This window comes from Pseudomonas sp. ES4 (genome assembly GCF_050586665.1).
GTDB lineage: Bacteria > Pseudomonadota > Gammaproteobacteria > Pseudomonadales > Pseudomonadaceae > Aquipseudomonas > Aquipseudomonas frederiksbergensis.
Genome location: NZ_JBOBDO010000001.1, coordinates 385,148 through 409,735, shown reverse-complemented (window position 1 = coordinate 409,735; position 24,588 = coordinate 385,148). Strand labels below are relative to the sequence as shown.

General features: G+C 59.3%; 22 protein-coding genes and 1 riboswitch. Of the genes, 14 read left to right on the top strand and 8 right to left on the bottom strand.

The window, feature by feature from the left end; translation table 11 throughout:
- Positions 1-91 precede the first annotated feature (91 nt).
- From ACQ4OB_RS01800 to ACQ4OB_RS01785, 4 genes are all read left to right on the top strand, one after another.
- Positions 92-274, top strand: a complete 183-nt coding sequence (locus ACQ4OB_RS01800) for a CPXCG motif-containing cysteine-rich protein (protein WP_008153387.1) — start codon at positions 92-94, stop codon at positions 272-274.
- A gap of 12 nt (positions 275-286) precedes the next feature.
- A complete protein-coding gene (locus ACQ4OB_RS01795; protein ID WP_074880171.1) occupies positions 287-547 on the top strand; it encodes a putative signal transducing protein in 261 nt (86 codons plus the stop codon).
- Positions 548-582: 35 nt separating this feature from the next.
- Positions 583-1,206 carry an SOS response-associated peptidase gene (locus tag ACQ4OB_RS01790; protein ID WP_046048287.1) on the top strand — a complete coding sequence of 208 codons (624 nt, stop codon included), beginning with the start codon at positions 583-585 and terminating at the stop codon, positions 1,204-1,206.
- 290 nt (positions 1,207-1,496) lie between these two features.
- Positions 1,497-2,315, top strand: coding sequence for a M48 family metallopeptidase (locus ACQ4OB_RS01785; RefSeq protein ID WP_430955012.1), 819 nt, complete (start codon positions 1,497-1,499; stop codon positions 2,313-2,315).
- Between the two features lie 166 nt (positions 2,316-2,481).
- On the opposite strand, the gene ACQ4OB_RS01780 is transcribed toward ACQ4OB_RS01785, so the two are convergent.
- From ACQ4OB_RS01780 to ACQ4OB_RS01770, 3 genes are all read right to left on the bottom strand, one after another.
- Positions 2,482-3,066 carry a TMEM165/GDT1 family protein gene (locus ACQ4OB_RS01780; protein ID WP_102615272.1) on the bottom strand — a complete coding sequence of 195 codons (585 nt, stop codon included), beginning with the start codon at positions 3,064-3,066 and terminating at the stop codon, positions 2,482-2,484.
- Between the two features lie 88 nt (positions 3,067-3,154).
- Positions 3,155-3,279: riboswitch (yybP-ykoY riboswitch) on the bottom strand.
- Between the two features lie 40 nt (positions 3,280-3,319).
- Entirely contained in the window at positions 3,320-4,318 is a 999-nt protein-coding gene (locus ACQ4OB_RS01775) for a class I SAM-dependent methyltransferase (RefSeq protein WP_074880163.1), read from the bottom strand.
- Positions 4,319-4,350: 32 nt separating this feature from the next.
- Positions 4,351-5,316 (bottom strand): 2-hydroxyacid dehydrogenase, encoded by a 966-nt coding sequence (locus ACQ4OB_RS01770; RefSeq protein WP_430955011.1) that lies wholly within the window; start codon positions 5,314-5,316, stop codon positions 4,351-4,353.
- Between the two features lie 92 nt (positions 5,317-5,408).
- On the opposite strand from ACQ4OB_RS01770, the gene ACQ4OB_RS01765 reads away from it, so the two are divergent.
- On the top strand, positions 5,409-6,038 hold the full coding sequence (locus ACQ4OB_RS01765) for a LysE family translocator (protein ID WP_076029816.1): 630 nt from the start codon (positions 5,409-5,411) through the stop codon (positions 6,036-6,038).
- Positions 6,039-6,045: 7 nt separating this feature from the next.
- Here the strand turns inward: ACQ4OB_RS01765 and ACQ4OB_RS01760 are convergent, their stop codons facing one another.
- Positions 6,046-6,939, bottom strand: coding sequence for a glycosyltransferase family 2 protein (locus ACQ4OB_RS01760; protein ID WP_074880154.1), 894 nt, complete (start codon positions 6,937-6,939; stop codon positions 6,046-6,048).
- A 351-nt stretch (positions 6,940-7,290) separates the two neighbouring features.
- On the opposite strand from ACQ4OB_RS01760, the gene ACQ4OB_RS01755 reads away from it, so the two are divergent.
- The 4 genes from ACQ4OB_RS01755 to ACQ4OB_RS01740 all read left to right on the top strand — a co-directional run bounded on the left by ACQ4OB_RS01755 (position 7,291) and on the right by ACQ4OB_RS01740 (position 15,631).
- Positions 7,291-8,973, top strand: a complete 1,683-nt coding sequence (locus tag ACQ4OB_RS01755; protein WP_074880151.1) for a fatty acid--CoA ligase — start codon at positions 7,291-7,293, stop codon at positions 8,971-8,973.
- Between the two features lie 335 nt (positions 8,974-9,308).
- Positions 9,309-11,246: a DUF1302 domain-containing protein gene (locus tag ACQ4OB_RS01750; RefSeq protein ID WP_430955010.1), complete on the top strand. Its 1,938-nt coding sequence runs from the start codon at positions 9,309-9,311 to the stop codon at positions 11,244-11,246.
- A 28-nt stretch (positions 11,247-11,274) separates the two neighbouring features.
- The gene (locus tag ACQ4OB_RS01745; protein WP_074880145.1) at positions 11,275-12,639 is read left to right on the top strand and encodes a DUF1329 domain-containing protein; all 1,365 of its coding nucleotides are present in this window, start codon (positions 11,275-11,277) and stop codon (positions 12,637-12,639) included.
- A 256-nt stretch (positions 12,640-12,895) separates the two neighbouring features.
- Positions 12,896-15,631, top strand: a complete 2,736-nt coding sequence (locus ACQ4OB_RS01740; protein WP_430955009.1) for a LuxR C-terminal-related transcriptional regulator — start codon at positions 12,896-12,898, stop codon at positions 15,629-15,631.
- Between the two features lie 102 nt (positions 15,632-15,733).
- Here the strand turns inward: ACQ4OB_RS01740 and ACQ4OB_RS01735 are convergent, their stop codons facing one another.
- A complete protein-coding gene (locus ACQ4OB_RS01735; protein WP_430955008.1) occupies positions 15,734-16,504 on the bottom strand; it encodes a PP2C family serine/threonine-protein phosphatase in 771 nt (256 codons plus the stop codon).
- A gap of 233 nt (positions 16,505-16,737) precedes the next feature.
- Here ACQ4OB_RS01735 and ACQ4OB_RS01730 point away from each other — a divergent pair, with 233 nt between their 5' ends.
- Both ACQ4OB_RS01730 and ACQ4OB_RS01725 read left to right on the top strand, forming a co-directional pair.
- Positions 16,738-17,382, top strand: a complete 645-nt coding sequence (locus ACQ4OB_RS01730; protein ID WP_046048274.1) for an MBL fold metallo-hydrolase — start codon at positions 16,738-16,740, stop codon at positions 17,380-17,382.
- 103 nt (positions 17,383-17,485) lie between these two features.
- Positions 17,486-18,217, top strand: coding sequence for an OmpA family protein (locus ACQ4OB_RS01725; RefSeq protein WP_076029822.1), 732 nt, complete (start codon positions 17,486-17,488; stop codon positions 18,215-18,217).
- 242 nt (positions 18,218-18,459) lie between these two features.
- Here ACQ4OB_RS01725 and ACQ4OB_RS01720 read toward each other — a convergent pair whose 3' ends face one another.
- Positions 18,460-18,894, bottom strand: coding sequence for a YhcB family protein (locus ACQ4OB_RS01720; RefSeq protein ID WP_008155956.1), 435 nt, complete (start codon positions 18,892-18,894; stop codon positions 18,460-18,462).
- A gap of 144 nt (positions 18,895-19,038) precedes the next feature.
- On the opposite strand from ACQ4OB_RS01720, the gene ACQ4OB_RS01715 reads away from it, so the two are divergent.
- From ACQ4OB_RS01715 to zapE, 3 genes are all read left to right on the top strand, one after another.
- Positions 19,039-19,668 carry an alpha/beta hydrolase gene (locus ACQ4OB_RS01715; RefSeq protein ID WP_074880135.1) on the top strand — a complete coding sequence of 210 codons (630 nt, stop codon included), beginning with the start codon at positions 19,039-19,041 and terminating at the stop codon, positions 19,666-19,668.
- 24 nt (positions 19,669-19,692) lie between these two features.
- Positions 19,693-21,048 carry a tryptophan--tRNA ligase gene (locus tag ACQ4OB_RS01710; RefSeq protein WP_430955007.1) on the top strand — a complete coding sequence of 452 codons (1,356 nt, stop codon included), beginning with the start codon at positions 19,693-19,695 and terminating at the stop codon, positions 21,046-21,048.
- A 91-nt stretch (positions 21,049-21,139) separates the two neighbouring features.
- A complete protein-coding gene (gene zapE, locus ACQ4OB_RS01705) occupies positions 21,140-22,234 on the top strand; it encodes a cell division protein ZapE (protein ID WP_074880131.1) in 1,095 nt (364 codons plus the stop codon).
- Between the two features lie 84 nt (positions 22,235-22,318).
- Here zapE and ACQ4OB_RS01700 read toward each other — a convergent pair whose 3' ends face one another.
- The gene (locus tag ACQ4OB_RS01700) at positions 22,319-23,299 is read right to left on the bottom strand and encodes an asparaginase (RefSeq protein WP_430955006.1); all 981 of its coding nucleotides are present in this window, start codon (positions 23,297-23,299) and stop codon (positions 22,319-22,321) included.
- A gap of 77 nt (positions 23,300-23,376) precedes the next feature.
- Positions 23,377-24,579 carry a hypothetical protein gene (locus ACQ4OB_RS01695; protein ID WP_430955005.1) on the bottom strand — a complete coding sequence of 401 codons (1,203 nt, stop codon included), beginning with the start codon at positions 24,577-24,579 and terminating at the stop codon, positions 23,377-23,379.
- Between the last annotated feature and the right edge of the window lie 9 nt (positions 24,580-24,588).

Genomic DNA, 24,588 nt, shown 5'->3' with positions numbered 1-24,588 from the left:
CCAACGGGGTACGGTCTGAAAAGTTAGCCAGACAAAAATAGCCCTGCAAATAGACCGGCGATTATACGCACAAGTCACCTGGGAGACCGCGATGCTGGAAACCGAGCGCTACGAATGTCCATATTGTGGTGAAGAGGCTGAGGCCGTTCTGGACTTGTCCGGCGGCGATCAGACCTATATCGAAGACTGTCCGGTGTGTTGTCGCCCCATCACGTTTGTCCTGCAGACTGACGGTCAGGAATGGTTGCTCGAAGTTCACAGCGAAAACGAATGAAAGGGGCGCCCCATGCAGCGAATCTACGAGCCGGAAAACCTCATGGAAGGAGAGTTGCTGCAAAGCATGTTGGCCAGCGAGGGCATAGAAGCGCATCTTGTTGGGCGTGACTTGCTCGGTGGCAGCGGAGAATTGCCGACCTTTGGCCTGCTCGGTCTGTCGGTCGATAACGACGAGGCCGAGTACGCCCGGGAGCTGATCACTGCGTACAATGCCGCGCTGCCACTGCCCGGCGATGAGCCGGACAGTTTTCCCGGCACGCTGGTCTGTTAGGCTGACGTTCGTTTTATCAAGAGTCGTGTTGCCCCATGTGTGGACGTTATGCCCTGTTTCGCTGGAACCCCGCCTTCGCGGCCCTGCCTGGCTTTCCCGCCGATCAGCAGGCCCAGTGGAATATTTCCCCCAACGATTCGGTGTTGATGCTGCGCGCCGGTGTTGACGGTCAGCGTGAGTTGGCCCGCGCGCGTTGGGGTTTGACGCCGCCGTGGCTGACTGATTTGTCTCGCACGCCAGCCCATGCCCGGGCCGAAACCGTTGCCGAACAACCGATGTTTCGCCAGGCCCTGCGCGAACGCCGTTGCCTGCTGCCGGCCAATGGTTTTTACGAATGGCGCGGCACCACACGTAAGCGTCCGTATTGGTTGACGCCGGGTGAGGGTTCGACGCTGTTCTTTGCGGCGATTTGGGAAGCGTATCCGGTGCAGGAGCAGGTGTGGCTGAGTACGGCAGTGATCACGCAACCGGCGGCGAGTCAGCGCCGTCCTTTGATTCTCGATGCGGCGGGGCAGGAAGCATGGCTCAATCCCGAGACTCCGTTGCATGCTTTGCAAGCGTTGCTCGCCAGTGAGCCCGCGGCGTTGCGCGAGCGGGTGTTGGCGAATCTGGTGAATGATCCGAAGCTCAATGGGCCGGAGTGTTTGACCCCGGGCTAAATGGGCGTTGGTGCTGGCCTCATCGCGAGCAGGCTCGCTCCCACATTTGATCTGCAGTGTTCACAAAAAATGTGTTCACAGGAGCATCCCCTGTGGGAGCGAGCCCGCTCGCGATAAGGTCCGCAGGACCTTCCGGCGATTGTTAAACCATGAACTAATTGATCGTTATGTGAGTTTTTTTCTACGGCCATGAGAGCTTTGTCTGAAATGTGCGTCTACACCTCTGTTGTATCTGGCGTCGATGCAAATCCACGCCTAGGATACGCGGCATGTTTTCAGGGAGTTTTTTGATGAACAAGACATTGGTTGTGTGTGCACTGAGCGCAGGTTTGCTGCTCGCCGGTTGTCAGTCGGTCAACACCACCAGCGGTGGCGCGGTGGGCGTTGAACGCAAACAGTACATGTTCAGCATGCTGTCGACCGACGACGTCAACCAGATGTACGCCCAGTCTTATCAAAAGACTGTCGGTGAGGCGAACACCAAAGGCGTGCTGGACAAGACCAGTAACAATGCCAAGCGCGTCCAGGCGATCTCCAGTCGCCTGATTGCCCAGGCGCCAGTGTTCCGTCCGGATTCGGCCCAGTGGCAATGGGAAGTGAACCTGATCAAGAGCGATGAGCTGAATGCCTCCTGCGGGCCTGGCGGCAAGATCATTTTCTACTCCGGGCTGATCGACACCCTGCAACTCACTGACGACGAAATCGCCGCCATCATCGGCCATGAAATCGCTCACGCCTTGCGTGAACATGGTCGTGAAGCGATGTCCAAGGCTTACGGTATCGAAATGGCCAAGCAGGGCGCCGGGGCGTTGTTCGGTCTGGGCGAGGGCAGCCTGGCTCTGGCGGACACCGTGGCCCAATACGGCATGACCTTGCCCAACAGTCGCGGCAATGAAAACGAGGCGGACCTGATTGGCCTCGAATTGGCCGCCCGTGCCGGTTACAACCCGAACGCCGCGATCACCCTATGGAACAAGATGAGCAAAGCCTCGAATGGTGCACCGCCAGAGTTCTTGAGCACTCACCCGGCGTCGGCCAGCCGGATTGCTGCTTTGCAAGCGGCGATTCCGAAAGTCATGCCGTTGTACGAGAAAGCCAAAAAGTCCTGATAGCCATGCGGCGCTGCTCTTGTGGCGAGGGGGCTTGCCCCCGTTGGGCTGCGAAGCAGCCCCTTATTGAACTCCACAAAAATGCTTCAGTTACACCTCGGTCTGCTGCCATGCGACTGCTGCGCAGTCGAACGGGGGCAAGCCCCCTCGCCACAAAGAGGCCACGTCAGACCCAGCCGCTGCTCTGCATCGCCTTGTACACCGCGACAATGGCGAGGATGAAGAATGCCGACGCCGCCAGGCGACGGATCAGGGTCAAGGGCAGTTTGTCCGCGGCAAAGTTACCGGCCAAAACGACCGGCACGTTGGCAATCAACATCCCGACGGTGGTGCCGATGATCACCAGCCACAGTTCCGGATATTGCGCCGCGAGCATCACCGTGGCGACCTGGGTCTTGTCGCCCATCTCGGCAAGGAAAAACGCGATCAGCGTGGTCAGGAACGGTCCGAACTTGCGGGCGGTGCTGGCTTCGTCGTCATCCATCTTGTCCGGTACCAGGGTCCACAATGCGGTCGCGGTAAAGCTCGCGGCGAGGATCCAGTGCAACGTCGCATTCGAGAAGAAACTGCCGACCCAGGCACCTACCGCGCCTGCGGCCGCGTGGTTGGCCAGGGTTGCAGCGACGATACCGGCGATGATTGGCCAGGGTTTGCGAAAGCGAGCGGCGAGAATGAGCGCGAGCAGTTGCGTCTTGTCGCCGATTTCGGCCAAGGCAACGATTGCGGTGGGAACGAGAAGTGAATCCAGCATCAGGGTTTTCCTAAGGGGCGGGTCGACACGGCTATGACACGTACAGCCTTCCCGCCCCGGGTAAGGTGTTCGTGTCATAGGTCTTGTCAAACCCTGCGATCCGTCTGATGCGGACGCTTGGGTCGCATACGCCATGGTCTGTTGACCAAGTATGTTGACGTATGCCGGACGAGCATGGCGCTCGTGGGAGACTACTCCCCTAGGACGGAGCGGATTCTGCCTAGGCAAAATCCGTTAGGCAAGCACTTATTTATCAGCCGCGTTTGGCCCGATAGATTCTGAAACCCTGTCCTTCGGCCTTGATTGCGCACACCCCCAGATGCTCCTCGATCAGCGGCTGGTACTTCAGGAAGCTGTTGGCTACCAAGCGCAGTTCGCCACCGTTTTTCAGATGTTTAGCTGCTTTTCGCAGCAAGTTCTCGGTGGCGAAGTAGTCGGTATGAACCCCGACATGGAACGGTGGGTTGCTCAAGATCGCACTCAAACCCATCGGTGCGGCGTCGATACCGTCACCGGTGATCACGTCAGCTTCCAGGCCGTTGGCAGCCAGTGTCAGACGACTGCTGGCGGCGGCAAACGCATCTACATCAAGCAAGGTGACCTGGTTGTGTGGGTAGCGACGTTTCACGGCTGCGCCCAACACACCGGCACCGCAACCGAAGTCCAGCAAATGGCCACTCGGCAATTTGTCCAGATGCTCCAGCAACAGTGCGCTGCCGCGATCCAGCCGACCGTGGCTGAACACGCCTGGCAGGCTGATGACTTTTAGCGGACCTTCGGCCAGCGGCAACTCATAAGTCTGGGCCAGGCTTTCCAGCGACTTGGCTTGCGGTGCCGTGGCCACCGTAACCAGCCACAACTGACAATGCCGCGCGCTGTCGAGTTTGCGCGGCTTGCCGAAGGGGTTCAGTTGCTTGGCCGCGCCTTCGATGCCGCTGCGTTTTTCACCCACCAAATACAGTTCACGACCGGCCAGCCGGGAGGCGAGGGCGTTGAGGATGTAGTCGGTCAAGTCCTTGGACTTGGGCAAAAACACCACGGCGGTGTCGAACGCGCGCTCCGGTACATTCACGCCGAAATGGCTACGCTCGGCAAAACGGGCGTCCAGCGCCGCTTGATCGCCGGCATGCCAGCACCAGCCATGAGCGTCGGGCAGACGGCCCAGCAAGTCATCGGCGGGCAAACCGGCCAGCAGCACCGAACCCTGGAACAACTCGGCCTGGCGAAGCAGTACTTCACTGCGCGGATCCATACTCTGCTCCTGTAAAAAAGTGCCGCAGTCTATCAACTGACGACCCGCAGTGCTTTACCGCTGAAGTATCCCTGCGCGTTTTCGGTCAACTGGCCCACGATCCGCTGACGTGCCTCGCAGCTGCCCCAGGCGTTGTGCGGGGTGACAATCAATCGCGGAATGTCGTGGGCCAGCAGCGGATTGCCGGCGGTTGGTGGCTCGACGCTCAACACGTCGGTGGCCGCGCCACCCAGGTGGCCTTTGCGCAAGGCATCGGCCAGGGCCTGTTCGTCGATCAGGCCGCCGCGCGCGGTGTTGACCACGAACGCACCGGGTTTCATCGAGGCCAGCTCACGGGCTCCGATGAAATGGCGGGTGTGTTCGTTGAGCGGGCAGTGCAGGGTCAGCGCGTCAATTTGCTGCAGCAGCTCATCCAGTGGCAAACGATCCGGCCGGGCAGGGCGCCCGGGAATCTGCCCGAGCAGTACACGCATGCCAAAGGCTTCGGCCAGTCGTGCGACTGCGCCGCCCAATTCGCCGTGACCAAGCAGGCCGAGGGTTTTGCCTTCCAGTTCGACAATCGGGTAATCCAGCAGGCAGAACTGTTTCGCCTGCTGCCAGCGACCTTCGCCGACAGCCTTTTGATAATCAGCCAGGCGTGTTGCCAGATTAAGCAGCAACATGATCGTGTGCTGCGCCACCGACGGCGTGCCGTAACCCTGACAGTTGCAGACAGTAATCCCGTGGGCGCGGGCGGCGACGAGGTCAACGTTGTTGGTGCCGGTGGCGGCGATCAGGATCAGCTTCAACTCGGGGCTGGCAGCGATGGCGGCGGCATCGATCGGGATTTTGTTGCTGATGACAACGGTGGCGCCCTTGAGGCGTTCGATCACTTGGTCCGGCGTGGTTTGGGCAAAAAGCTTGAAGTCGCTGAAACACTCTTGCAGCGGGCTGAGGTCGAGGTCACCCAGGTCCAGGGACGGGTGGTCGAGGAAAACGGCGCGGTGAGTGTTCGTCATCAACTGTACCTTTTGTGCAATGAACTGAAGGCGTAATCTGCCGAGCCTATCAGATGAAACAAACAGTTACGCTTGGCCAAAAGGATCCCCCCATGTACTGGACAGAGTTTTTGACCGTTGCCCTTATTCATTTGTTGGCCGTAGCCAGCCCCGGCCCGGACTTTGCCGTGGTAGTGCGTGAGAGCGTGACCCATGGTCGTCGCGCTGGCACCTGGACGGCGCTGGGGGTCGGCACCGCCATTTTCCTGCACGTCGGCTATTCGTTGCTCGGCATTGGCCTGATCGTGTCCCAGTCGATCGTGCTGTTTAATGCCTTGAAATGGGCGGCCGCCGCGTACCTGCTGTACATCGGCTTCAAGGCCTTGCGAGCACAGCCTGCCCAACCTGCGACTGATCATTTGCACAAGGAAGCGGGCGAGCGCACTGCTCGCGGCGCTTTCACTTCAGGTTTCGTGACCAACGGCCTGAACCCGAAAGCGACGCTGTTTTTCCTTTCGTTGTTCACCGTGGTGATCAATCCGCACACGCCGCTGACGGTGCAGGCGGGCTATGGCATCTACCTCGCGGTGGCCACCGCTGTGTGGTTCTGCCTGGTGGCCATGCTGTTCAGTCAGCAGCGCGTGCGCGCAGGTTTTGCCCGGATGGGCCACTGGTTCGATCGGACCATGGGCGCGGTACTGATCGCTATCGGGGTGAAACTCGCATTTACCGAAATGCACTGAGTCGCGCTTAGCGATGTAATACCAGCCGCTTGAAGCGTTTGAAGCTGGTTCTATTAAGGTGTCGCCAGGGAATCGAGCGCAACAGCTGCCAGGCTTCTTTCTTGTCCTCGACCACGGCATATTTGAGGGCCTTGTTCACCAGTCTGGTGCGGGCGCTCTGATAGCCGGGATGGTTCACGTACGGCGCGATCGCCTCAAGGTCCGCCTGGAGCAGCGTCCGGTATTTTCTCGACAGGTTGTTGGCATGGCGGCGATAGCGGGACATGCAGATCGGCAACTCATGGATCTCATAACCCAGCCGGGCAATCCGCAACGTCATCTGAAAGTCCTGAACCCGCAGCTTCGGCGCGTAGAAGTCGGCACTTCGCATCGCTTTCATGCGATAGAGGGCAACAGGGGCGCCGACCACGACGGCACCTCTGAGGACCTGATCGAAGTTGTAGGTGTGTATCCGGTCGCGGTGTTGTTGCTTGATGGTGTTGCCATCACTGTCCATGTAGCTGACCAACGCACCTACGCAGCCGACGTTCGGGTGCTGGTCCAGGTATTCGGCGCGCATGCGCACTGACCCCGGCAGCATGATGTCGTCCAGGTCCGGGGTCGCCACATAGACGCCTTTGGCGTATCGCAAGCCGTGGTTGAGCGCCGCGCTCACGCCCTGGTTCGGTTGCGAATACAGCTGGAAGTCATAGGTTTGTTGCAATCGCTCGAGAATGGCGAGGCTGTCGTCGCTGGACCCGTCATTGACGATGATGACTTCGAAATTTGGATAGTCCTGGGCGAAGATGCTCTTCAGGGCGTCTTCCACAAATTTTTGCATGTTGTAGCAGGACGCCACGATGGAAACCAGGGGCGCAGGTGTCGATGGGCAGTGCTCGGGGGCGTTCAGTTCAATGCTCATTATTTATGCAATACCGATGGCGTTTGACCAGGCAGGTCTAGTGAACAAGATCCTTCTCTTGAAGATGAGGTGAAGGCCGTGGCGACCAGGGGGAGGCAACCTGTTTGGCTGCCAACCGATCGGCTCATCGTGTCCGTATGGTACGTAGGCTCACAGACAAGTGTTACGAGCATGCGTTGCAACGTTTTACAACGCAACTGCCGAATTCCCGACGAAACAGTCCAGACAGTGGCGCAAAGCTAGCATTTGCCCCTCTTCTGCAAATCATTCCTTTGGCTGATTTGGCTGGCGCCCAAGGGCACTAAAGTGCTTACTTTCAGCCACGACCGTGTAGTCAGAAAAGGGACTCTTATGTTGCAGACTCGCGTTATCCCTCCAGCCGAAGGCGCTTACCAGTATCCGCTGCTGATTAAACGGCTGCTGATGTCCGGCGCTCGTTATGAAAAAACCCGCGAGATCATTTACCGCGACCAGTTGCGCTACAGCTATCCGACCCTGATCGAACGGGTGGCCAGGCTGGCCAACGTGCTGACGGCGGCCGGCGTCAAGGCCGGGGATACCGTGGCGGTGATGGACTGGGACAGCCATCGTTATCTGGAATGCATGTTCGCCATCCCGATGATTGGCGCTGTGATCCACACCATTAACGTGCGCCTGTCACCGGAACAGATCCTCTACACCATGAACCACGCCGAGGACCGCTTTGTGCTGGTCAACAGTGAGTTCGTGGGGCTTTACAACGCGATTGCCGGGCACCTGACCACCGTCGAGAAAACCCTGCTGTTGACTGACCTGCCGGAAAAAACCGCCGACTTGCCGGACCTGATCGGCGAGTACGAGCAATTGCTGGCGGCGGCGAGCACGCAGTACGACTTCCAGGACTTCGACGAAAACTCCGTCGCGACCACGTTCTACACCACCGGCACCACCGGTAATCCCAAAGGTGTGTATTTCACCCATCGGCAACTGGTGCTGCACACCATGGGGGTGTCGACCATCATGGGCGCCATCGACAGCGTGCGGTTGCTGGGCACCAACGACGTTTACATGCCGATCACCCCGATGTTCCATGTGCACGCCTGGGGCCTGCCATATGTGGCGACCATGCTCGGGCTCAAGCAGGTCTATCCCGGTCGCTATGACCCTGAGTACCTGGTGGAGCTGTGGCGCAAGGAGAAGGTCACCTTTTCCCATTGCGTGCCGACCATCCTGCAAATGGTCCTCAATGCCAAAGCGGCGCAAGGCACGGATTTCGGCGGCTGGAAAATCGTCATCGGCGGCAGCGCGCTGAACCATGCGCTTTACGACGCGGCCAAGGCCAAGGGCATTCAACTGACCGCCGCGTATGGCATGTCGGAAACCGGGCCGTTGGTATCGTGTGCACACCTCAATGACGAGCTGATGGCCGGCACCGAAGACGAACGCACCACGTACAGGATAAAGGCCGGTGTACCAGGCCCATTGGTGGAAGCGGCGATCGTCGATACCGACGGCAACTTCCTGCCCGCCGATGGCGAGACCCAGGGCGAACTGGTGTTGCGTGCGCCGTGGCTCACCGAGGGCTATTTCAAGGAACCGCAGAAAGGCGCAGAGCTCTGGGCCGGAGGCTGGTTGCACACCGGTGACGTGGCGACTCTGGACAGCATGGGTGTGATCGACATTCGCGACCGGATCAAGGACGTGATCAAGACCGGCGGCGAGTGGATCTCCTCCCTGGACCTTGAAGACTTGATCAGTCGCCACCCTGCGGTACGCGAAGTAGCAGTGGTGGGCATCGCCGACCCGCAGTGGGGCGAACGTCCGTTTGCCCTGCTGGTGGTTCGCGAAGGCCATGAGATCGGGGCCAAGGAACTGAAGGAACACCTCAAGCCGTTCGTGGAGCAGGGGCACCTGAGCAAGTGGGCCATCCCGAGCCAGATCGCCCTTGTTACTGAAATTCCCAAGACCAGTGTCGGCAAACTCGACAAGAAGCGTATTCGTGTCGACATCACCGAATGGCAAGCCAACAACAGCACTTTCCTCTCGACGCTTTAAGCGTCACCTGGCGTGCCCAAAAGGGCACGCCAGCCCCACCAAGCAAGCGCTTGGCTTGTCAAATCTGAAATTTCAGCCATTCTTGCCGTGCCGACGGGTGTCGGCTTGGCAAAGGACTGTTCCAGAGTGGCTGGCAGCTGCAAATCACACTTTAGAGGGATCAAGCAGTACTACCTGCTGGCTATAGTCCGCTCAAGGATTTTTAAGAACGGGGCAAACGCACAAACCGGGGCGATGCAACTTTGGAATGACTTGGGGACACCTTGGCTCCCCGTCATCCAAGCGTTTTTAAAAGTGCTCACTGCCATAACAATAATGCACATGGAGTAGCGTCGATGACATCAGTAAACCAGTTCTGGCGCCGGGCAAAACTGCCCCTGGCGGTCAGTCTTGCCTCTTCGCTCGCCGGGCCAGCATTCGGCGTCAGTTTCAACGTTGGGGAAATCGAAGGTCAGTTCGACTCGTCCCTGTCGATCGGTTCCAGCTGGTCGACTCAAAGTGCCAACAAGAACCTCATCGGCGTCAACAACGGCGGCCGCGGCCTGTCCCAGACTTCGGACGACGGTCACCTGAACTTCAAGAGTGGCGAAACGTTCTCCAAGATCTTCAAGGGTATCCATGACCTTGAATTGAAATATGGCGACACCGGCGTTTTCGTCCGTGGCAAATACTGGTACGACTTTGAACTCAAGGACGAAAGCCGTCCGTTCAAGGACATCAGCGACAACAACCGCAAGGAAGGCGCCAAGTCCTCCGGCGGCCAGATCCTCGACGCCTTCGTCTACCACAACTACGCCGTTGCCGATCAGCCGGGCTCCGTGCGCCTGGGCAAGCAAGTAGTAAGTTGGGGTGAAAGTACCTTCATCGGCGGTGGTATCAACTCGATCAACCCGATCGATGTGTCCGCGTTCCGTCGTCCCGGTGCCGAGATCAAGGAAGGCCTGATCCCGGTCAACATGTTCTACGTCTCGCAGAGTCTCACCGAGAACCTCTCGACCGAAGCCTTCTACCAGCTCGAATGGGACCAGACCGTCACCGACAACTGCGGCACCTTCTTCTCGCAACCGGACGTGATTTCGGATGGCTGCGACAACAATCTGGCCGTACTGCGCACCCGTAACGGGCTCAACAGCGCATTGGCGGCGGCGGGGCTGCCGGCTTCGTTGCGTAATGCCAGCATCAACACCCTGGCTGCCAGGGGCGTCACCTGGGGGGACCCGGATGAAGGCGTGATCGTTCGTCGCGGTCCGGATCGCGATGCTCGTGACAGCGGGCAATTCGGCGTGTCCTTCAAATACATGTTCGATCCGCTGGACACCGAGTTCGGCGCCTACTTCATGAACTACCACAGCCGTGCGCCGATTTTCAGCGGCAAGGGTGCTCCGGCGAGCGCTTACAGCGCGGCGGGCCTGGTGGGTTCACTGAGGGCTGCGGGGGTTCCGGCCGGTGTCGCGGCAAGCCTGGCACCGACCTTGTTGCCATTGAACGTGGCCGGTAACTCCAGCTACTACGTCGAGTACCCTGAAGATATTCGCCTGTATGGCTTGAGCTTCTCCACGACGCTACCGACAGGTACTGCGTGGAGCGGTGAAGTCAGCTACCGGCCGAATGCTCCCGTTCAGCTCAACACCACCGACATTCTGTTTTCCGGTCTGACGCCGCTGAACCCTAACGTTTCCGTGCTCCAGGGGACGCCAGGGGAGGATCAAAAAGGCTATCGCCGCAAGGAAGTGACCCAGCTCCAGACGACCCTTACTCACTTCTTCGACCAGGTGATGGGCGCCGAGCGACTGACCCTGGTGGGCGAGGTCGGCTTTACTCACGTTGGTGGTCTGGAAAGCACTAACAAAGCGCGTTACGGCCGTGACCCGAGCTACGGCCCCGGTCCATTGCCCGGTGGTCAGTGCCAGACATTGAACAGCGGCACCCTGGCCGGCGGACCACAAAACAACGTCAGTCGCTACTGCGAAAACGACGGGTTCACCACCGCAAACTCCTGGGGCTACCGTGGTCGTGCCATCTGGGAATACAACGACGTGTTCGCCGGTGTGAACCTCAAGCCGAACGTGGCCTGGTCTCATGACGTGGAAGGCTACTCGCCTGGCCCTGGCGGCAACTTCGAGGAAGGCCGCAAAGCGGTGAGCCTGGGTGTGGATGCCGAGTATCAGAACACCTACACCGCGAGCCTGGCCTACACCAACTTCTTTGATGGCAAGTACACCACCGTCGATGACCGCGATTTCGTTGCGCTCAGCTTCGGCGTGAACTTCTAAGCACTGCATTATCAGGACGAACACACCTATGAAAATAACAAAGAGTCTGTTCCACGTCGGTGTTCTGGGGCTTTCGCTGCTGGCGACCGGCGTCATGGCGGCGGTCCCTGCGGCCGAAGCGGACAAACTGGGCAAGAGCCTGACGCCGATGGGCGCCGAAATGGCGGGTAACGCCGACGGATCGATCCCGGCCTGGAAGCCGATGGCGAAAAACGCCGGCACCGCCGACAGCAAAGGTTTCCTGTCCGACCCGTTCGCCAGTGAAAAGCCACTGTTCACCATCACCGCGCAGAATGTCGACCAGTACAAGGACAAACTCGCACCGGGCCAGTACGCGATGTTCAAGCGCTACCCGGAAACCTTCAAAATGCCGGTCTACCCGTCCCATCGCGGCGCGACCGTGCCGGATGCCGTGTTTGCCTCCATCAAGAAAAACGCCACGTCCACTAACCTGGTGTCCGGCGGCAACGGTCTGGAGAACTTCGAAACCGCCATTCCATTCCCGATTCCGAAGACCGGCGTCGAAGTCATCTGGAACCACATCACCCGTTATCGCGGTGGCAGCGTGACCCGTCTGGTGACCCAGGCCACACCGCAGCCGAACGGCTCGTACAGCCTGGTGTACTTCCAGGACCAGTTCGTATTCCGCGACAAGATGAAGGATTACGATCCAGCGAACCCGGGCAACATCCTGTTCTACTTCAAGCAGAAAGTGACCGCGCCGGCACGTCTGGCCGGTGGTGTGCTGCTGGTGCACGAAACCCTCGACCAGGTGAAAGAGCCACGTTCGGCGTGGGTCTACAACGCCGGTCAGCGTCGTGTGCGTCGCGCACCACAAGTGTCCTATGACGGGCCGGGTACTGCAGCCGACGGCCTGCGTACCTCCGACAATCTGGACATGTACAACGGTGCGCCGGATCGTTACGACTGGAAACTCGAAGGCAAGAAAGAGATGTACATCGCCTCCGACGCCTACAAACTCGACTCGCCGCAACTCAAGTACGACGACATCATCAAGGCCGGTCACATCAACCAGGACCTGACTCGTTACGAGCTGCGCCGGGTCTGGCATGTGGTGGCTACCTTGAAGGAAGGTCAGCGTCACATCTATGCCAAGCGTGACTTCTACATCGACGAAGACACCTGGCAAGCAGCGGTGATCGACCACTACGACGGTCGTAATCAACTGTGGCGTGTGGCGGAAGCTCACTCCCAGAACTACTACAACGTCCAAGTGCCGTGGTACACCCTGGAAACCTTGTACGACCTGCAATCGGGCCGCTACCTGGCGCTGGGCATGAAGAACGAAGAGAAATCGGCGTACGACTTTGGCTTCACCGCCACTACCAGCGACTTCACCCCGGCCGCGCTGCGCCAGGATGGTGTTCGCTAAGCTGCCCTGAACAGAGGCCGCATCCTCGAAAAACGCCCCGACTGGTTCGGGGCGTTTTTTTTACGGCCATAACAATTCCTTGTAGCAGCTGTCGAGCCTCGCAGGCTCGACAGCTGCTACAAGGTGAGTTCAGATCAGGCATTGCTTGTATTCTTTTTGTAGCCATTTGTAGCAATAACCTTCATTCCCTCTTCGTTTACCGCTAGGCTGCGGACATCTGCAACGCCGCCAACAGCATTTCAAACAAGAGCCGGCCATGACTGATCTGTCCCCACCCCCGGGCCCTGCAAGCGTTGCCGTCGCGGCACTGGACGGGCGTTTTTTTCGGCCTCCGTTGCCTGATGGCCATGTCCTGCGACCTCGTCTGTGCGAGCGCCTGAGTGCGGGCCTCGGCGGCAGGTTGTTGCTGGTCAGCGCTCCGGCAGGGTTTGGCAAGAGTTCGTTGGCGGTGGAGTTCTGTCAGGGCTTGCCGGCTCACTGGCAAAGTCTGTGGCTGGGGTTAAGTCCGCGAGACAGCGATCCCGGACGTTTTCTTGAGCGGATGCTCGAAGGCCTCCAGGACTTTTTTCCGCAACTGGGCAGCCAGTCCCTGGGGCTGCTGAAAATGCGGCAGCGGCACCAGCCGTTTGCCTTTGAGGAATGGCTGGACGGTTTGCTCGATGAGTTGGCCGTGCACCTGTCAACGAATACGCCCCTGCTGTTGGTGCTGGATGACTACCATCTGGCACAGGGTCCGGTTCTCGATCGCTGCCTGCAATTTTTCCTCAATCACTTGCCTGACGGTTTACTGGTGATGGTCACCAGTCGACAGCGGCCGGACTGGCATCTGGCGCGCCTGCGGCTGTCGCGGCAATTGCTCGAGTTGAATGAACAGGACTTGCGCCTGACTCACGATGAAGCCTTGACCCTGCTCGATCGGCACAGCAGTTCCTTGCGCGGCGAAGCGCTGGAAAGCCTCATCCAGCGCAGCGAAGGCTGGGTTGCCGGGTTGCGTTTCTGGCTGTTGGCGGCGTCTGAAGCAGGCTCCCAGGGGGCTTTGCCGCAGACCTTGCATGGCGGGGAAGGGCTGATCCGCGATTATCTGCTGGAAGAAGTCATCGATTGTCTGCCTGCCGAGGTGCAGTCGTTCCTTTACGACACCGCCCCTCAGGAGCGCTTTTGCAGCGAACTGTGCGATGCCGTTCGCGAAGCCCATGACAGTGCCGAGATCCTGCGTTTTCTGCTGGCCCACCAGGTGTTCCTGGTGCCACTGGATGAAAACGGTCACTGGTATCGCTACCACCATTTGTTTTCCGACCTGTTGCGCACCCGGCCTACCGCTCAAGCGATGGTGCCGGCGGCCAGCCTGCACCTGCGCGCCTGTCGCTGGTTCAATGCCCAAGGGCTGCTCGACGAGGCGGTGGAGCAGGCGCTGCGTGCCGGGCACCTGGACGTCGCGGCGAACCTGGTGCAGAACCTCTCCGAAGAACAATTGCTGGCCGAACAGAACGTCGGCATGTTGCTGCGCTGGAAAATGGATTTGCCCGACAGCCTGCTGATCAGCACCCCACGGCTGATTGTGCTGTACAGCTGGGCCTTGGGGCTGGCTTGTCAACTGGACGCCGCCGAGGAGTTGGTCAGTCATTTGAGCCGCTTCCTGCCGGCCCCATCGGCCACTGCGCAGAAATCCATGCTGGCGCAATGGCTGGCCCTGAGCGGGATCATTGCTCGCGGGCGCGGCAATCGTGAGTTGACGCTGCGCTATTGCACCGAAGCGCAGGAGAGCCTGCCCGCTAAACGCTACGGGCAACGCCTGATGTGCCTCTCGACCCTGTCCAACCTGGCCATTGCCGACGGCGACTTGTGGCGTGCCCGCGAGTTGAACCGAGAATCTCTGGAGTTGGCGCAACGGGTCGGCAACCCACTGTTCGAAGCGCTGGCCCATTACGATCGCGCTCGCGTACTGCAAGCGCGAGGGGAAATCCTGCGTGCACTGGATGAGGTGCGCCAGGGGCTGCAACGGCTGCAACCGTTATCCCCGCAACGACTTTATGCCGTGCGCGCCCGACTGATTCTGTACGAAGGCTTTTTGCTAGCCCTGCGCTTGCAGCCCCAAGCTGCGCGGGCACGCTTGCAAGCCGGTTTGAATGAGGCACGCGCCTGTCGGGACATCAGCGTATTGATCGGTCACTGCGTGATCGCCAGGCTTGAGGGCAGCAGCGGCGAATTCGCCAAAGCCTTCGCCGAACTTGCCGAAGCCGAGCGCCTGATGCACATCTGGGATGTGCCGCCGATCTACTACCTGGCGATGATTACCCTGGTCAAATGCGAACTCTGGCTATCGCAGGGGCGCACCGACCTGGCCGAAGCCTGGCTCGCTCGCTTGGGGCAGACCTACAACGGCGAACACGCGGCAGCCCCTCCAGAGTTCCATCCGCAACTACCGCTGCATATCGAGTTGCAACAGGCCTTGCTGGAGGTCATTCAGGGGCAGCCGATGCTGGCCGAAGGACGATTGAACGCGTTGCTTGAGCATGGGCAGCAAACCGGCAGGCAGCTGCTCAGCGTGATGGCGCTGACTCAAAAAGTGACGTTATTGCTTGGGAATGGGCGTGAACCCGAGGCCCGCAAGGCCCTGGGTCAGGCGCTGGAAGCGGCGGTCGGTGGAGCGCTGCAACCGTTTGACCGGTTGTTGGCTGAACATCCGGACTGGCTGCGTACCCAACTTCAACTCGGTGTGCCGACGCCCGTTTCGCAGAGCCTTTCAGAGCAGCTTCCGGCAGTGTCAGCCCGTCCGGCGGAGTCATCCGCCGCAGCGGAACAACTCAGTACGCGGGAAATGGCCGTCCTGCGACTGATTGCCCAAGGCTGTTCGAATCAGGAAATCAGCGATCAGTTGTTTATTTCGCTGCACACGGTGAAAACCCATGCCAGCCATATCAACAGCAAGCTTGGGGTTGAACGGCGCACGCAGGCGGTCGCCAGGGCGAAAGAGTTGGGTGTATTGCAGTAATCACCGATTAAAGACCTCTGGCACAAGGTGGGCCTTGCGATCAGAGGTTTCGGTCATTTCTCCTCGGAGGCAGTCACTCCGGGGCGTTTGCCTCACGTCGATTCAGGGCTTCAGGATCGACAGTAAGCCCAGGGAGCAGTCATTTTCGGTTTTACTGGCAATGGACTGTTGCAGGTTGTCAGCCAGCACTTCCTTCATTTTTTTTCTGGGCAGCGTTGCATTCAACTCCAGTAGCTTTTGAAGCGCCGGGGCGGGGACGCCGCTGGATTTTTCATAGAGGCTTTCTGCGCTGCCTTCGCTCATGATCGCGAAGCCAGTCGTGGCTTCGATTGGCCCACGGTACAACCTGAGTCGCGACGCCGCTTTATGGTCAGTCAGAAACAGGGCGGTGTTGGCGAGCTCGCCGTTTTCCGGATGAGAAAGGGCCTGAAGTTGTCCGTCCGCATCAGCGCTTGCGATAACGCCATCGCCCAAGTGGCCTGCCAGGTAGCGGCCTCGTGAGTAAGCGACGAATGACAAGTTGCAGGCCAGGTCATTGATCTCGCCGCCAAGTTTTGCAGATTTACGCCTGAACGCATCGAGGCAGCGATTAACCAGACGCTGGGCTGCCTTCGCGTTGTGTTTGTCCATGTTTTGCCAGAGGCTTTCAAAGTTTTTGCAGACAAAGGCCAGGGTCGCCGTGACCGCTACCTGGGCGCCGATTGCAGAGCTGGCTCGGGAGCCGGCCCCATGGGCCAATGAAATGCAGGTCACCTCGTTGGACTCTCTGGCCGCGACATAGTCCTGGCAAGAGGTTTGCGTCTTGAGGTGCGAGCGTCCTGCCACAAAAGCGCAGGTCGTTTTACAGCTGAAGTCTATCGGGATCTCAGGCATGGTTCAGACCTGTGCCCAGGCTTCGATACCTTTAATGTCCTGATGAAGGAGATAGTCTTCTTGCATGGGATTATCCTTTTTGGGCTGAGCGTTAGAAAAAACGCTTCAAGAGTCGTTTGAACCAGGCATTGGCTTCCTGCCGTCTTGTTTCAAAACTGGCGCGGCGCGAGGATAACCTATCAATTTTGCGGATCACAACCGCAGTACCCAGCCCTGGCACCAGGATTTAACCCATGCAAACCCCCAATACTGCCCTCATCCGCGAAACCTTCCCCGTCGGCCCCTTGCAGTGCAACTGCACGATCATCGGCGATCCGATCACCAAAAAGGCCATCGTGGTCGATCCGGGCGGTAACCACGAACTGATCCTCGCGCGGCTCGACGCATTGGGCCTGAAGGTGGTCAGCATCATTCACACCCATGCTCACCTCGACCACTTTCTGGCTTCCGGTCAGTTGAAGGAAAAAACCGGTGCTACCCTGCACCTGCATAAAGAAGATCAATTTCTGTGGGACAACCTGGAGATGCAATGCCAGATGTTCGGTGTGCCCTACACCCCGGTTCCGCCGCCGGATCGCTGGTTGGCCGATGATGAAGAACTGGCCTGCGGCTGTGGCGTGGCGTTGCACACGCCGGGTCATACGCCGGGCTCCATGAGCTTTTGGTTTTCAGAAGCTAAGCTGCTGATTGCCGGTGACACGTTGTTTCGTCGCGGGGTAGGGCGCACGGATTTGTGGGGTGGCGATCAGGCGACCATCGTGCGGTCGATCAAGCAGCGGCTGTACACCCTCGATGAAGAGGCGACGGTGGTGACCGGGCATGGTCCGGACACACGTCTTGGCGATGAAATGCGCGAGAATCCTTTTGTACGGGCTTAATTGTTACGGACGGAATTTTTGTCCGCTGAAACGATCCAACGCCCGCAAAGGTTTAATGCCTTGTCCGTTGCACCACAGAATGCAAAAAAAGTAGGAGCTCTACATGTTCACCAAGCAGCGTTTGATTATTGTCGCTACGGCTGTGGCCTTGCTGTCTGGCTGCGCCTCGCCTAACCCTTACGACAACCAGGGCCAGGCCGACGGTGGTTCCACGGGCATGAGCAAAACCGCTAAATACGGTGGCCTCGGCGCTCTGGCCGGTGCTTTGGCCGGTGCCGCGATCAGTCACGATAACCGTGGCAAGGGCGCGCTGATTGGCGCCGCGGTGGTCGGTGCTTCCGCCGCCGGTTACGGGTATTACGCCGACCAGCAAGAGAAAAAGCTGCGGGCCAGCATGGCCAACACAGGGGTGGAAGTGCAGCGCCAGGGTGATCAGATCAAACTGATCATGCCGGGTAACATCACCTTCGCCACCGATTCGGCGAACATCGCCTCGGGTTTCTATCAGCCGTTGAACAACCTGGCGGGCTCGCTCAAAGAGTTCAGCCAGAACCAGATCGAGATCGTCGGCTACACCGACAGCACCGGCAGCCGGCAGCACAACATGGACCTGTCCCAGCGTCGGGCCCAGAGCGTGGCGACTTACCTGACGTCCCAGGGCGTGAGCGGTGCCAACCTGTCGGCTCGCGGCGCCGGGCCGGATAACCCGATTGCCAGCAACGGCGACGCCAATGGCCGGGCGCAGAACCGCCGGGTCGAGGTCAACCTGAAGGCGATTCCGGGTCAGCAGTATGGTGGTCAGCAACAGCAAGGTACGGTTCAGCAGTATCCATAAGCGTCTGACTGAACCCCAGGCGTAAAAAAGCCCGCTCGATCCTCAACAGATCGGGCGGGCTTTTTTGTGCCGTCAGTCAGGGCCTCTTCGCGAGCAAGCCCGCTCCCACAGGGGAGTGCATTCCAAATGTGGGAGCGGGCTTGCTCGCGAAGAGGCCCGAACTGGCAACTAAACCATCAGCAACAAAAAAGCCCTCGGACAATCACTTGTCCGAGGGCTTTTTCATGTCGCGCGAAACCTGATTACTTCTTCAGGCCGTAATGCTCATCGAGCATGCCCGGCGCGTTCGGGGCTTTGGGGGCGTAGTCGCGAGGCGGCTCCTGATTACGCGGCGGCGTCAGGCGTTCCCGTGGGGCGGCTGCCGCATCGGCGTGCAGCGAAGCCAGCAGGCGTTGGCGGGTTTGCTCGTCCAGGGCCAGGCGGTTGGCACCCTCGGCGAGGTGATCCTGCACTTCCTGATAGCTCTGAGTCAGCTTCTTGACCAGTGTTGCAGTGCTGTTGAAGTGGGTAACCACCTCGTTCTGATAACTGTCGAAACGTTCCTGAATGTCATCCAGCTGACGTTGCGTGCTGCTAGGCGCGGCATTCGGCACCAGGCGAGCGATCAGGAAACCAATGGCGACACCCACAACCAGGGCAAGAGTCGGTAACAACCAAACTAAGAGCGAGTGTTCCACGAGTCCTTCCTCTATAAACGGCTTTGCTTTACGTTAACGGCTCGAACCTGCGCTGTATACCGCGATTCACTCGCAATAGATTGGCACAGACAATTTGCTAGACGAGTCGACCCGATTCGAGGTCACGGAGTTCCTTCCTTGCTTATGCGCGAAACCCCTGTAGTGATTGATGGCCCGGTGGGTCAACTGGAAGCACTTTACCTGGAAAACGAGCAGCCCCGCGGCGTGGCGCTGATTTGCCATCCAAACCCGGTGCAGGGCGGCACCATGCTCAACAAAGTCGTCTCGACCTTGCAGCGCACCGCCCGCGATGCCGGTTTGATTACTTTGCGGTTCAACTACCGTGGCGTCGGTGCCAGCGAAGGCACCCACGACATGGGCACCGGCGAAGTCGACGACGCCCAGGCCGTTGCCGAATGGTTGCGGGCCAAACACCCCGAGTTGCCGCTGACGCTGTTCGGCTTCTCCTTCGGCGGTTTTGTTGCAGCCAGTCTCGGCGGACGTCTGGAAGCCAAGGGTGAGCCGCTCAATCACCTGTTCATGGTTGCGCCTGCGGTGATGCGCCTGGGCGATCAGGATCAACTGCCGCAGCAAGGCGAACTGACGCTGATCCAGCCGGAAACCGACGAAGTCATCGATCCGCAGCTCGTTTACGACTGGTCCTCGAAACTCGAGCGCCCCCATGAGCTGCTGAAAGTGGCAGAATGCGGACACTTTTTTCATGGCAAGCTGACCGATCTCAAGGATCTGATCCTGCCGCGTCTTTCGAATTGATTGCAGTCTGACAAGCGATTACCCATGACGACTCGTACCCGTATCCTCACCGGCATCACCACCACCGGCACGCCGCACCTGGGCAACTACGCCGGCGCGATCCGCCCGGCGATCATCGCCAGCCGTGACAGCAATGCCGATTCGTTCTACTTCCTGGCCGACTACCACGCCCTGATCAAATGCGATGACCCGCTGCGCATCCAGCGCTCGCGTCTGGAAATCGCCGCGACCTGGCTGGCCGGTGGCCTGGATGTGGACCGCGTAACCTTCTATCGCCAGTCCGACATCCCGGAAATCCCCGAGCTGACCTGGCTGCTGACCTGCGTTGCCGCCAAGGGCCTGCTCAACCGCGCCCACGCCTACAAGGCTTCGGTGGACAAGAATGTCGAAACCGGCGAAGACCCGGACGCCGGCATCACCATGGGTCTGTACAGCTACCCGGTGCTGATGGCCGCGGACATTCTGATGTTCAACGCCCACAAGGTGCCGGTCGGTCGTGACCAGATCCAGCACGTGGAAATGGCCCGTGACATCGGCCAGCGCTTCAACCACCTGTTCGGCCAGGGCAAAGAATTCTTCACCATGCCCGAGGCGCTGATCGAAGAAAGCGTCGCCACGCTGCCAGGCCTCGACGGTCGCAAGATGTCCAAGAGCTACGACAACACCATTCCGTTGTTCAGCAGCGCCAAGGAAATGAAGGACGCGATTTCGCGGATCGTCACCGACTCCCGCGCGCCGGGCGAGGCGAAAGATCCGGATAACTCGCACCTGTTCACCTTGTTCCAGGCCTTCGCCACCCCGGCGCAGTCCGAGGAATTCCGCAGCGAATTGTTGCAGGGCCTGGGTTGGGGTGAGGCGAAGAATCGTCTGTTCCAGTTGCTCGACAGCGAATTGGGCGAATCCCGCGAGCGTTATCACCAGTTGATCGAACGTCCGGCGGACCTGGAAGACATGCTGCAGCTCGGCGCCAAAAAGGCTCGTTCGGTGGCGACACCGTTCCTTCACGAACTGCGTGAAGCGGTTGGCCTGCGTTCTTTCGTCGCTCAGACCCAGGTCGCGGCGACGACCAAGAAGAAAGCTGCGAAAGCCGCGCGTTTCGTCAGTTTCCGTGAAGACGATGGCAGTTTCCGCTTCCGTCTGCTGGCGGCCGACGGCGAACAACTGCTGCTGTCGCGCAACTTCGCCGACGGTAAAACCGCAGGGCAAGTGACCAAGCAACTGCAATCGGGCCAGCCATTGGACGTGCGCAGCGAAGACCTGAGCTTCAGCGTCTGGCTCGAAGGCGAGTGCGTTGCCGACAGCCCGGCCTTTGCTGACAGCGCCGCCCGCGATGCTGCCATCGAGACCCTGCGAGTGGCTCTGACGCCGGTACAGGAATAAATCAGCGGCTCGGCCCGACCAAGGGCTGATTGCCATTCCCACGGGCCGTCGCTACAGTGACGGCCCGTTTTTGTTGCCTTGCTAACGAATTATGACGCCCCTAGAACGATATCAAGCTGATCTGAAACGCCCGGAATTCTTCCATGACGCCGCGCAGGAAACTGCGGTGCGCCATTTGCAGCGCCTGTACGACGATCTGGTCGCGGCCTCGCAGAGCAAGCCGGGCCTGTTCGGCAAACTGTTTGGCAAAAAAGACGCGGCACCGATCAAGGGCCTGTACTTTTGGGGCGGCGTTGGTCGCGGCAAGACCTATCTGGTCGACACCTTCTTCGAAGCGCTGCCGTTCAAGGAAAAGACCCGCACTCACTTCCACCGCTTCATGAAGCGCGTGCATGAAGAGATGAAGACCCTGGGTGGCGAGAAAAACCCGCTGACCATCATCGCCAAGCGTTTCTCTGACGAGTCGCGAGTGATTTGTTTCGATGAATTCTTCGTCTCCGACATCACCGACGCGATGATTCTTGGCACGCTGATGGAAGAGCTGTTCAAGAACGGCGTGACCCTGGTCGCGACGTCGAACATCGTGCCGGACGGTCTGTACAAAGATGGACTGCAACGTGCGCGCTTCCTGCCAGCGATTGCGCTGATCAAGCAGCACACCGAGATCGTCAACGTCGACAGCGGCGTCGATTACCGTCTGCGTCACCTCGAGCAAGCGGAGCTGTTCCACTTCCCGCTGGATGATGCGTCCCACGAAAGCCTGCGCAAGAGCTTCCGCGCCCTGACGCCGGAATGCACGGCAGCCATCGAGAACGATGTGCTGATGATCGAGAACCGCGAAATCCGCGCCTTGCGCACGTGCGATGACGTGGCCTGGTTCGACTTCCGCGAACTCTGCGACGGCCCGCGCAGCCAGAACGATTACATCGAACTCGGCAAGATCTTCCACGCCGTGTTGCTCAGCGGTGTCGAGCAAATGAGCGTCACCACCGACGACATCGCCCGGCGCTTTATCAACATGGTCGACGAGTTCTACGACCGTAACGTGAAGCTGATCATTTCCGCTGAAGTCGAGCTCAAGGACCTCTACACCGGCGGTCGACTGAACTTCGAGTTCCAGCGCACCCTGAGTCGCCTGCTGGAAATGCAATCCCACGAATTCCTGTCCCGGGCCCACAAGCCGTAGGATTTGGGAAAATGAAAAAGGTCTGCATCTGCAGGCCTTTTTTGTAGATGTGCTGATCCCCACTCGCTGCTACAGGTAGTTGTATCAGTCTTCCAGGAGGAAGCTGGCCAGTTCATCTTGCCGCTGGCAGCCGATCAGCAACCACAGCAAGACCCGAGCTTTACGCGGGCAAAGAAATCCAGCCATCGATACACCTTTGCGGATCAAGTCCATCTCGCCGCCAATAAAGCCGTAGGAAGATTGCGCGGTGGACCCGGAACCGGTCCGGGTTGCAACGATCACCGGGATTTTCCTGGCGATCTTTTCGATAACATCCGCCCAACTCTGCGAAACATGTCCGGCACCGAAACCGCCGAGCACCAGCCCGTCATAGCCCAGTTCAAGGATGTTCTCCAGTAACAGCGTGTCGGCAGAGAGCGACGCCTCCAGCATCGCAACCTTCTGCGTCGTCTGTTGCGGCAAAGGTAAAACCGTTCGCGGGGTTGGTGGGCGCAAATAGCGGGTGATGTTTTCCACAAGCATTCCGCAGGGACCAAAGGCTGGAGAGGAAAACGCCTGCAATGCCAGCGAATCGGTTTTACGCACGCGGCATGCCGCGTGAATCTGCCCGTTCATGACCACCTGAACGCCTCGCAGTCGACTGTTTTCAGCCAGTGCAACCCGGCAAGCATCCAGCAGATTCGCCGGACCATCAGCCCCTGCCTGCGCCGCCGAACGCATGGCGCCGGTCACGACCAGCGGTTCGTCGTGCTCCCACAAGTAATCAAAAAACGCGGCCGTTTCTTCAAGGGTGTCCGTGCCTTGGGTAATCACAACCCCGACGGCACCTTGCTTGATCTGAAAGTTGGCCCAGGAAAGGACACTCAGCAAAAACTCGAAATCCAGTGAGGCACTGGGCAGTAACCCGAGCGTTTCGACGTTGACCCGGGCCAGTGCCGTCAGCTCCGGTACCGACGCCAGCAGGGTTTCGCCGCTGACGGTCGGGACAACACCTTCGCCAGCGTTCCGGGCTTGCATGCTCACGGTGCCGCCGAGCGCGGCTATGGCCAGTTGGGGCAGGTCCATGTGATACCTCGCTTGTTTGTAATGAGAAGTGGCTGTATCCGGCTTCGAGCCCGGATACAGCCGGCTGGCAGCGTGCATCAGTTGGCGATCAGCAGTCCGATAATCGGAATGATCAGCAAAGTGCTGATGGCCATGGACAGGACATTACCGATGTAGGCATGCATGTACGCAGGCACTCGCTGGGCAATGGCGCAAGCCAGGGGCGGTGCAATCAGTGCGCCCAGCAGTGCGCTCGAGAGGATCACCTGCCAACTGCCGCCATACGTCAGAACGGCCGCCGGCACCACGGACACCAATGGAACGTAAGTGGGATACCAGCCGCGTGACATCCATTGCCGACGCCAGATCACCACCCCCAGCGCTGAGGTCAACGCCTGGGCACCGATCAATTGGGGCAGCAGGCCCGAGCCGTATACCGGGCTCATCGGATTCCAGGTGTAAGCCAGCAATACACCCAGCAACAGGCCGAGGCTGGCCAGCTCATTGCCAAAGAACGGCGCTTCCGAAAAATCGGCCAGCACCCGGCGCAAGCTCCAGATCACCCCGTAGTCGGGCGTTTTGGTATTGACGGTTGCGGGCGAAGGGGCGGATGGCTTCTCGCAGGGCTCGGACTTCACCAGGCTTGGCAGGTAACGGCAAAGCACAAAAGCGAAGACGCTGGCGACTGCCATGCCCAAGACATTGCCGATGACGACAGGCAAGCCCAGGGGATTGCACACGTAGTTGACGAACAGCAGGCACGTCGGCGTGACCAGCACGGCACCCATGAATGCGCCATTGATCGTGACCTTCCAGCCACCACCAAACATCAGCACCATCGCCGCGGGCAGCGAAACAAACGCGGCAAACGTCGGTTGCCAACTGGTTGCGGTGACCGTCCAGCCCCACAGCAGGTTGCTCAGCAACAGTCCAAGCAACGAACTGGTCACCAGCCACGGCCACAATCCAGTCCCATAGGAAATGGCAAAACCTTGCCAGGTTTTTCCCGTGCGATTCGCCCAGTAGGCCAGATAGGCGCCGGCCAACAACCCGATAGAGGCGAACTCGTGCTTGTAGAACGCCACCTCGCTGATGTCGCCCAGCACCCAGCGCAACCACGCAGCCGGTTCGGGAAGCTTCGAGACCATGTCGCTGTAGCTTGGCCAATGCGCTTCCCAGACGGAACGGTGGGTGAATGAAAGCCAGAAAATCAGCAGTGCCGTGCCGATCATCAGCAGGATGATCGCAAGATCCAGTGGCGATCTGGCGCCAGGCCGGTTTTTTTCGATTGTGATGTTCATCGGTTAGCC

Bases quoted from the DNA above. Each gene is read 5' to 3' on its own strand.
- ACQ4OB_RS01800 (WP_008153387.1), top strand. From the start codon at position 92: ATGCTGGAAACCGAGCGCTACGAATGTCCATATTGTGGTGAAGAGGCT.
- ACQ4OB_RS01795 (WP_074880171.1), top strand. From the start codon at position 287: ATGCAGCGAATCTACGAGCCGGAAAACCTCATGGAAGGAGAGTTGCTG.
- ACQ4OB_RS01790 (WP_046048287.1), top strand. From the start codon at position 583: ATGTGTGGACGTTATGCCCTGTTTCGCTGGAACCCCGCCTTCGCGGCC.
- ACQ4OB_RS01785 (WP_430955012.1), top strand. From the start codon at position 1,497: ATGAACAAGACATTGGTTGTGTGTGCACTGAGCGCAGGTTTGCTGCTC.
- ACQ4OB_RS01780 (WP_102615272.1), bottom strand. From the start codon at position 3,066: ATGCTGGATTCACTTCTCGTTCCCACCGCAATCGTTGCCTTGGCCGAA.
- ACQ4OB_RS01775 (WP_074880163.1), bottom strand. From the start codon at position 4,318: ATGGATCCGCGCAGTGAAGTACTGCTTCGCCAGGCCGAGTTGTTCCAG.
- ACQ4OB_RS01770 (WP_430955011.1), bottom strand. From the start codon at position 5,316: ATGACGAACACTCACCGCGCCGTTTTCCTCGACCACCCGTCCCTGGAC.
- ACQ4OB_RS01765 (WP_076029816.1), top strand. From the start codon at position 5,409: ATGTACTGGACAGAGTTTTTGACCGTTGCCCTTATTCATTTGTTGGCC.
- ACQ4OB_RS01760 (WP_074880154.1), bottom strand. From the start codon at position 6,939: ATGAGCATTGAACTGAACGCCCCCGAGCACTGCCCATCGACACCTGCG.
- ACQ4OB_RS01755 (WP_074880151.1), top strand. From the start codon at position 7,291: ATGTTGCAGACTCGCGTTATCCCTCCAGCCGAAGGCGCTTACCAGTAT.
- ACQ4OB_RS01750 (WP_430955010.1), top strand. From the start codon at position 9,309: ATGACATCAGTAAACCAGTTCTGGCGCCGGGCAAAACTGCCCCTGGCG.
- ACQ4OB_RS01745 (WP_074880145.1), top strand. From the start codon at position 11,275: ATGAAAATAACAAAGAGTCTGTTCCACGTCGGTGTTCTGGGGCTTTCG.
- ACQ4OB_RS01740 (WP_430955009.1), top strand. From the start codon at position 12,896: ATGACTGATCTGTCCCCACCCCCGGGCCCTGCAAGCGTTGCCGTCGCG.
- ACQ4OB_RS01735 (WP_430955008.1), bottom strand. From the start codon at position 16,504: ATGCCTGAGATCCCGATAGACTTCAGCTGTAAAACGACCTGCGCTTTT.
- ACQ4OB_RS01730 (WP_046048274.1), top strand. From the start codon at position 16,738: ATGCAAACCCCCAATACTGCCCTCATCCGCGAAACCTTCCCCGTCGGC.
- ACQ4OB_RS01725 (WP_076029822.1), top strand. From the start codon at position 17,486: ATGTTCACCAAGCAGCGTTTGATTATTGTCGCTACGGCTGTGGCCTTG.
- ACQ4OB_RS01715 (WP_074880135.1), top strand. From the start codon at position 19,039: ATGCGCGAAACCCCTGTAGTGATTGATGGCCCGGTGGGTCAACTGGAA.
- ACQ4OB_RS01710 (WP_430955007.1), top strand. From the start codon at position 19,693: ATGACGACTCGTACCCGTATCCTCACCGGCATCACCACCACCGGCACG.
- zapE (WP_074880131.1), top strand. From the start codon at position 21,140: ATGACGCCCCTAGAACGATATCAAGCTGATCTGAAACGCCCGGAATTC.
- ACQ4OB_RS01700 (WP_430955006.1), bottom strand. From the start codon at position 23,299: ATGGACCTGCCCCAACTGGCCATAGCCGCGCTCGGCGGCACCGTGAGC.
- ACQ4OB_RS01695 (WP_430955005.1), bottom strand. From the start codon at position 24,579: ATGAACATCACAATCGAAAAAAACCGGCCTGGCGCCAGATCGCCACTG.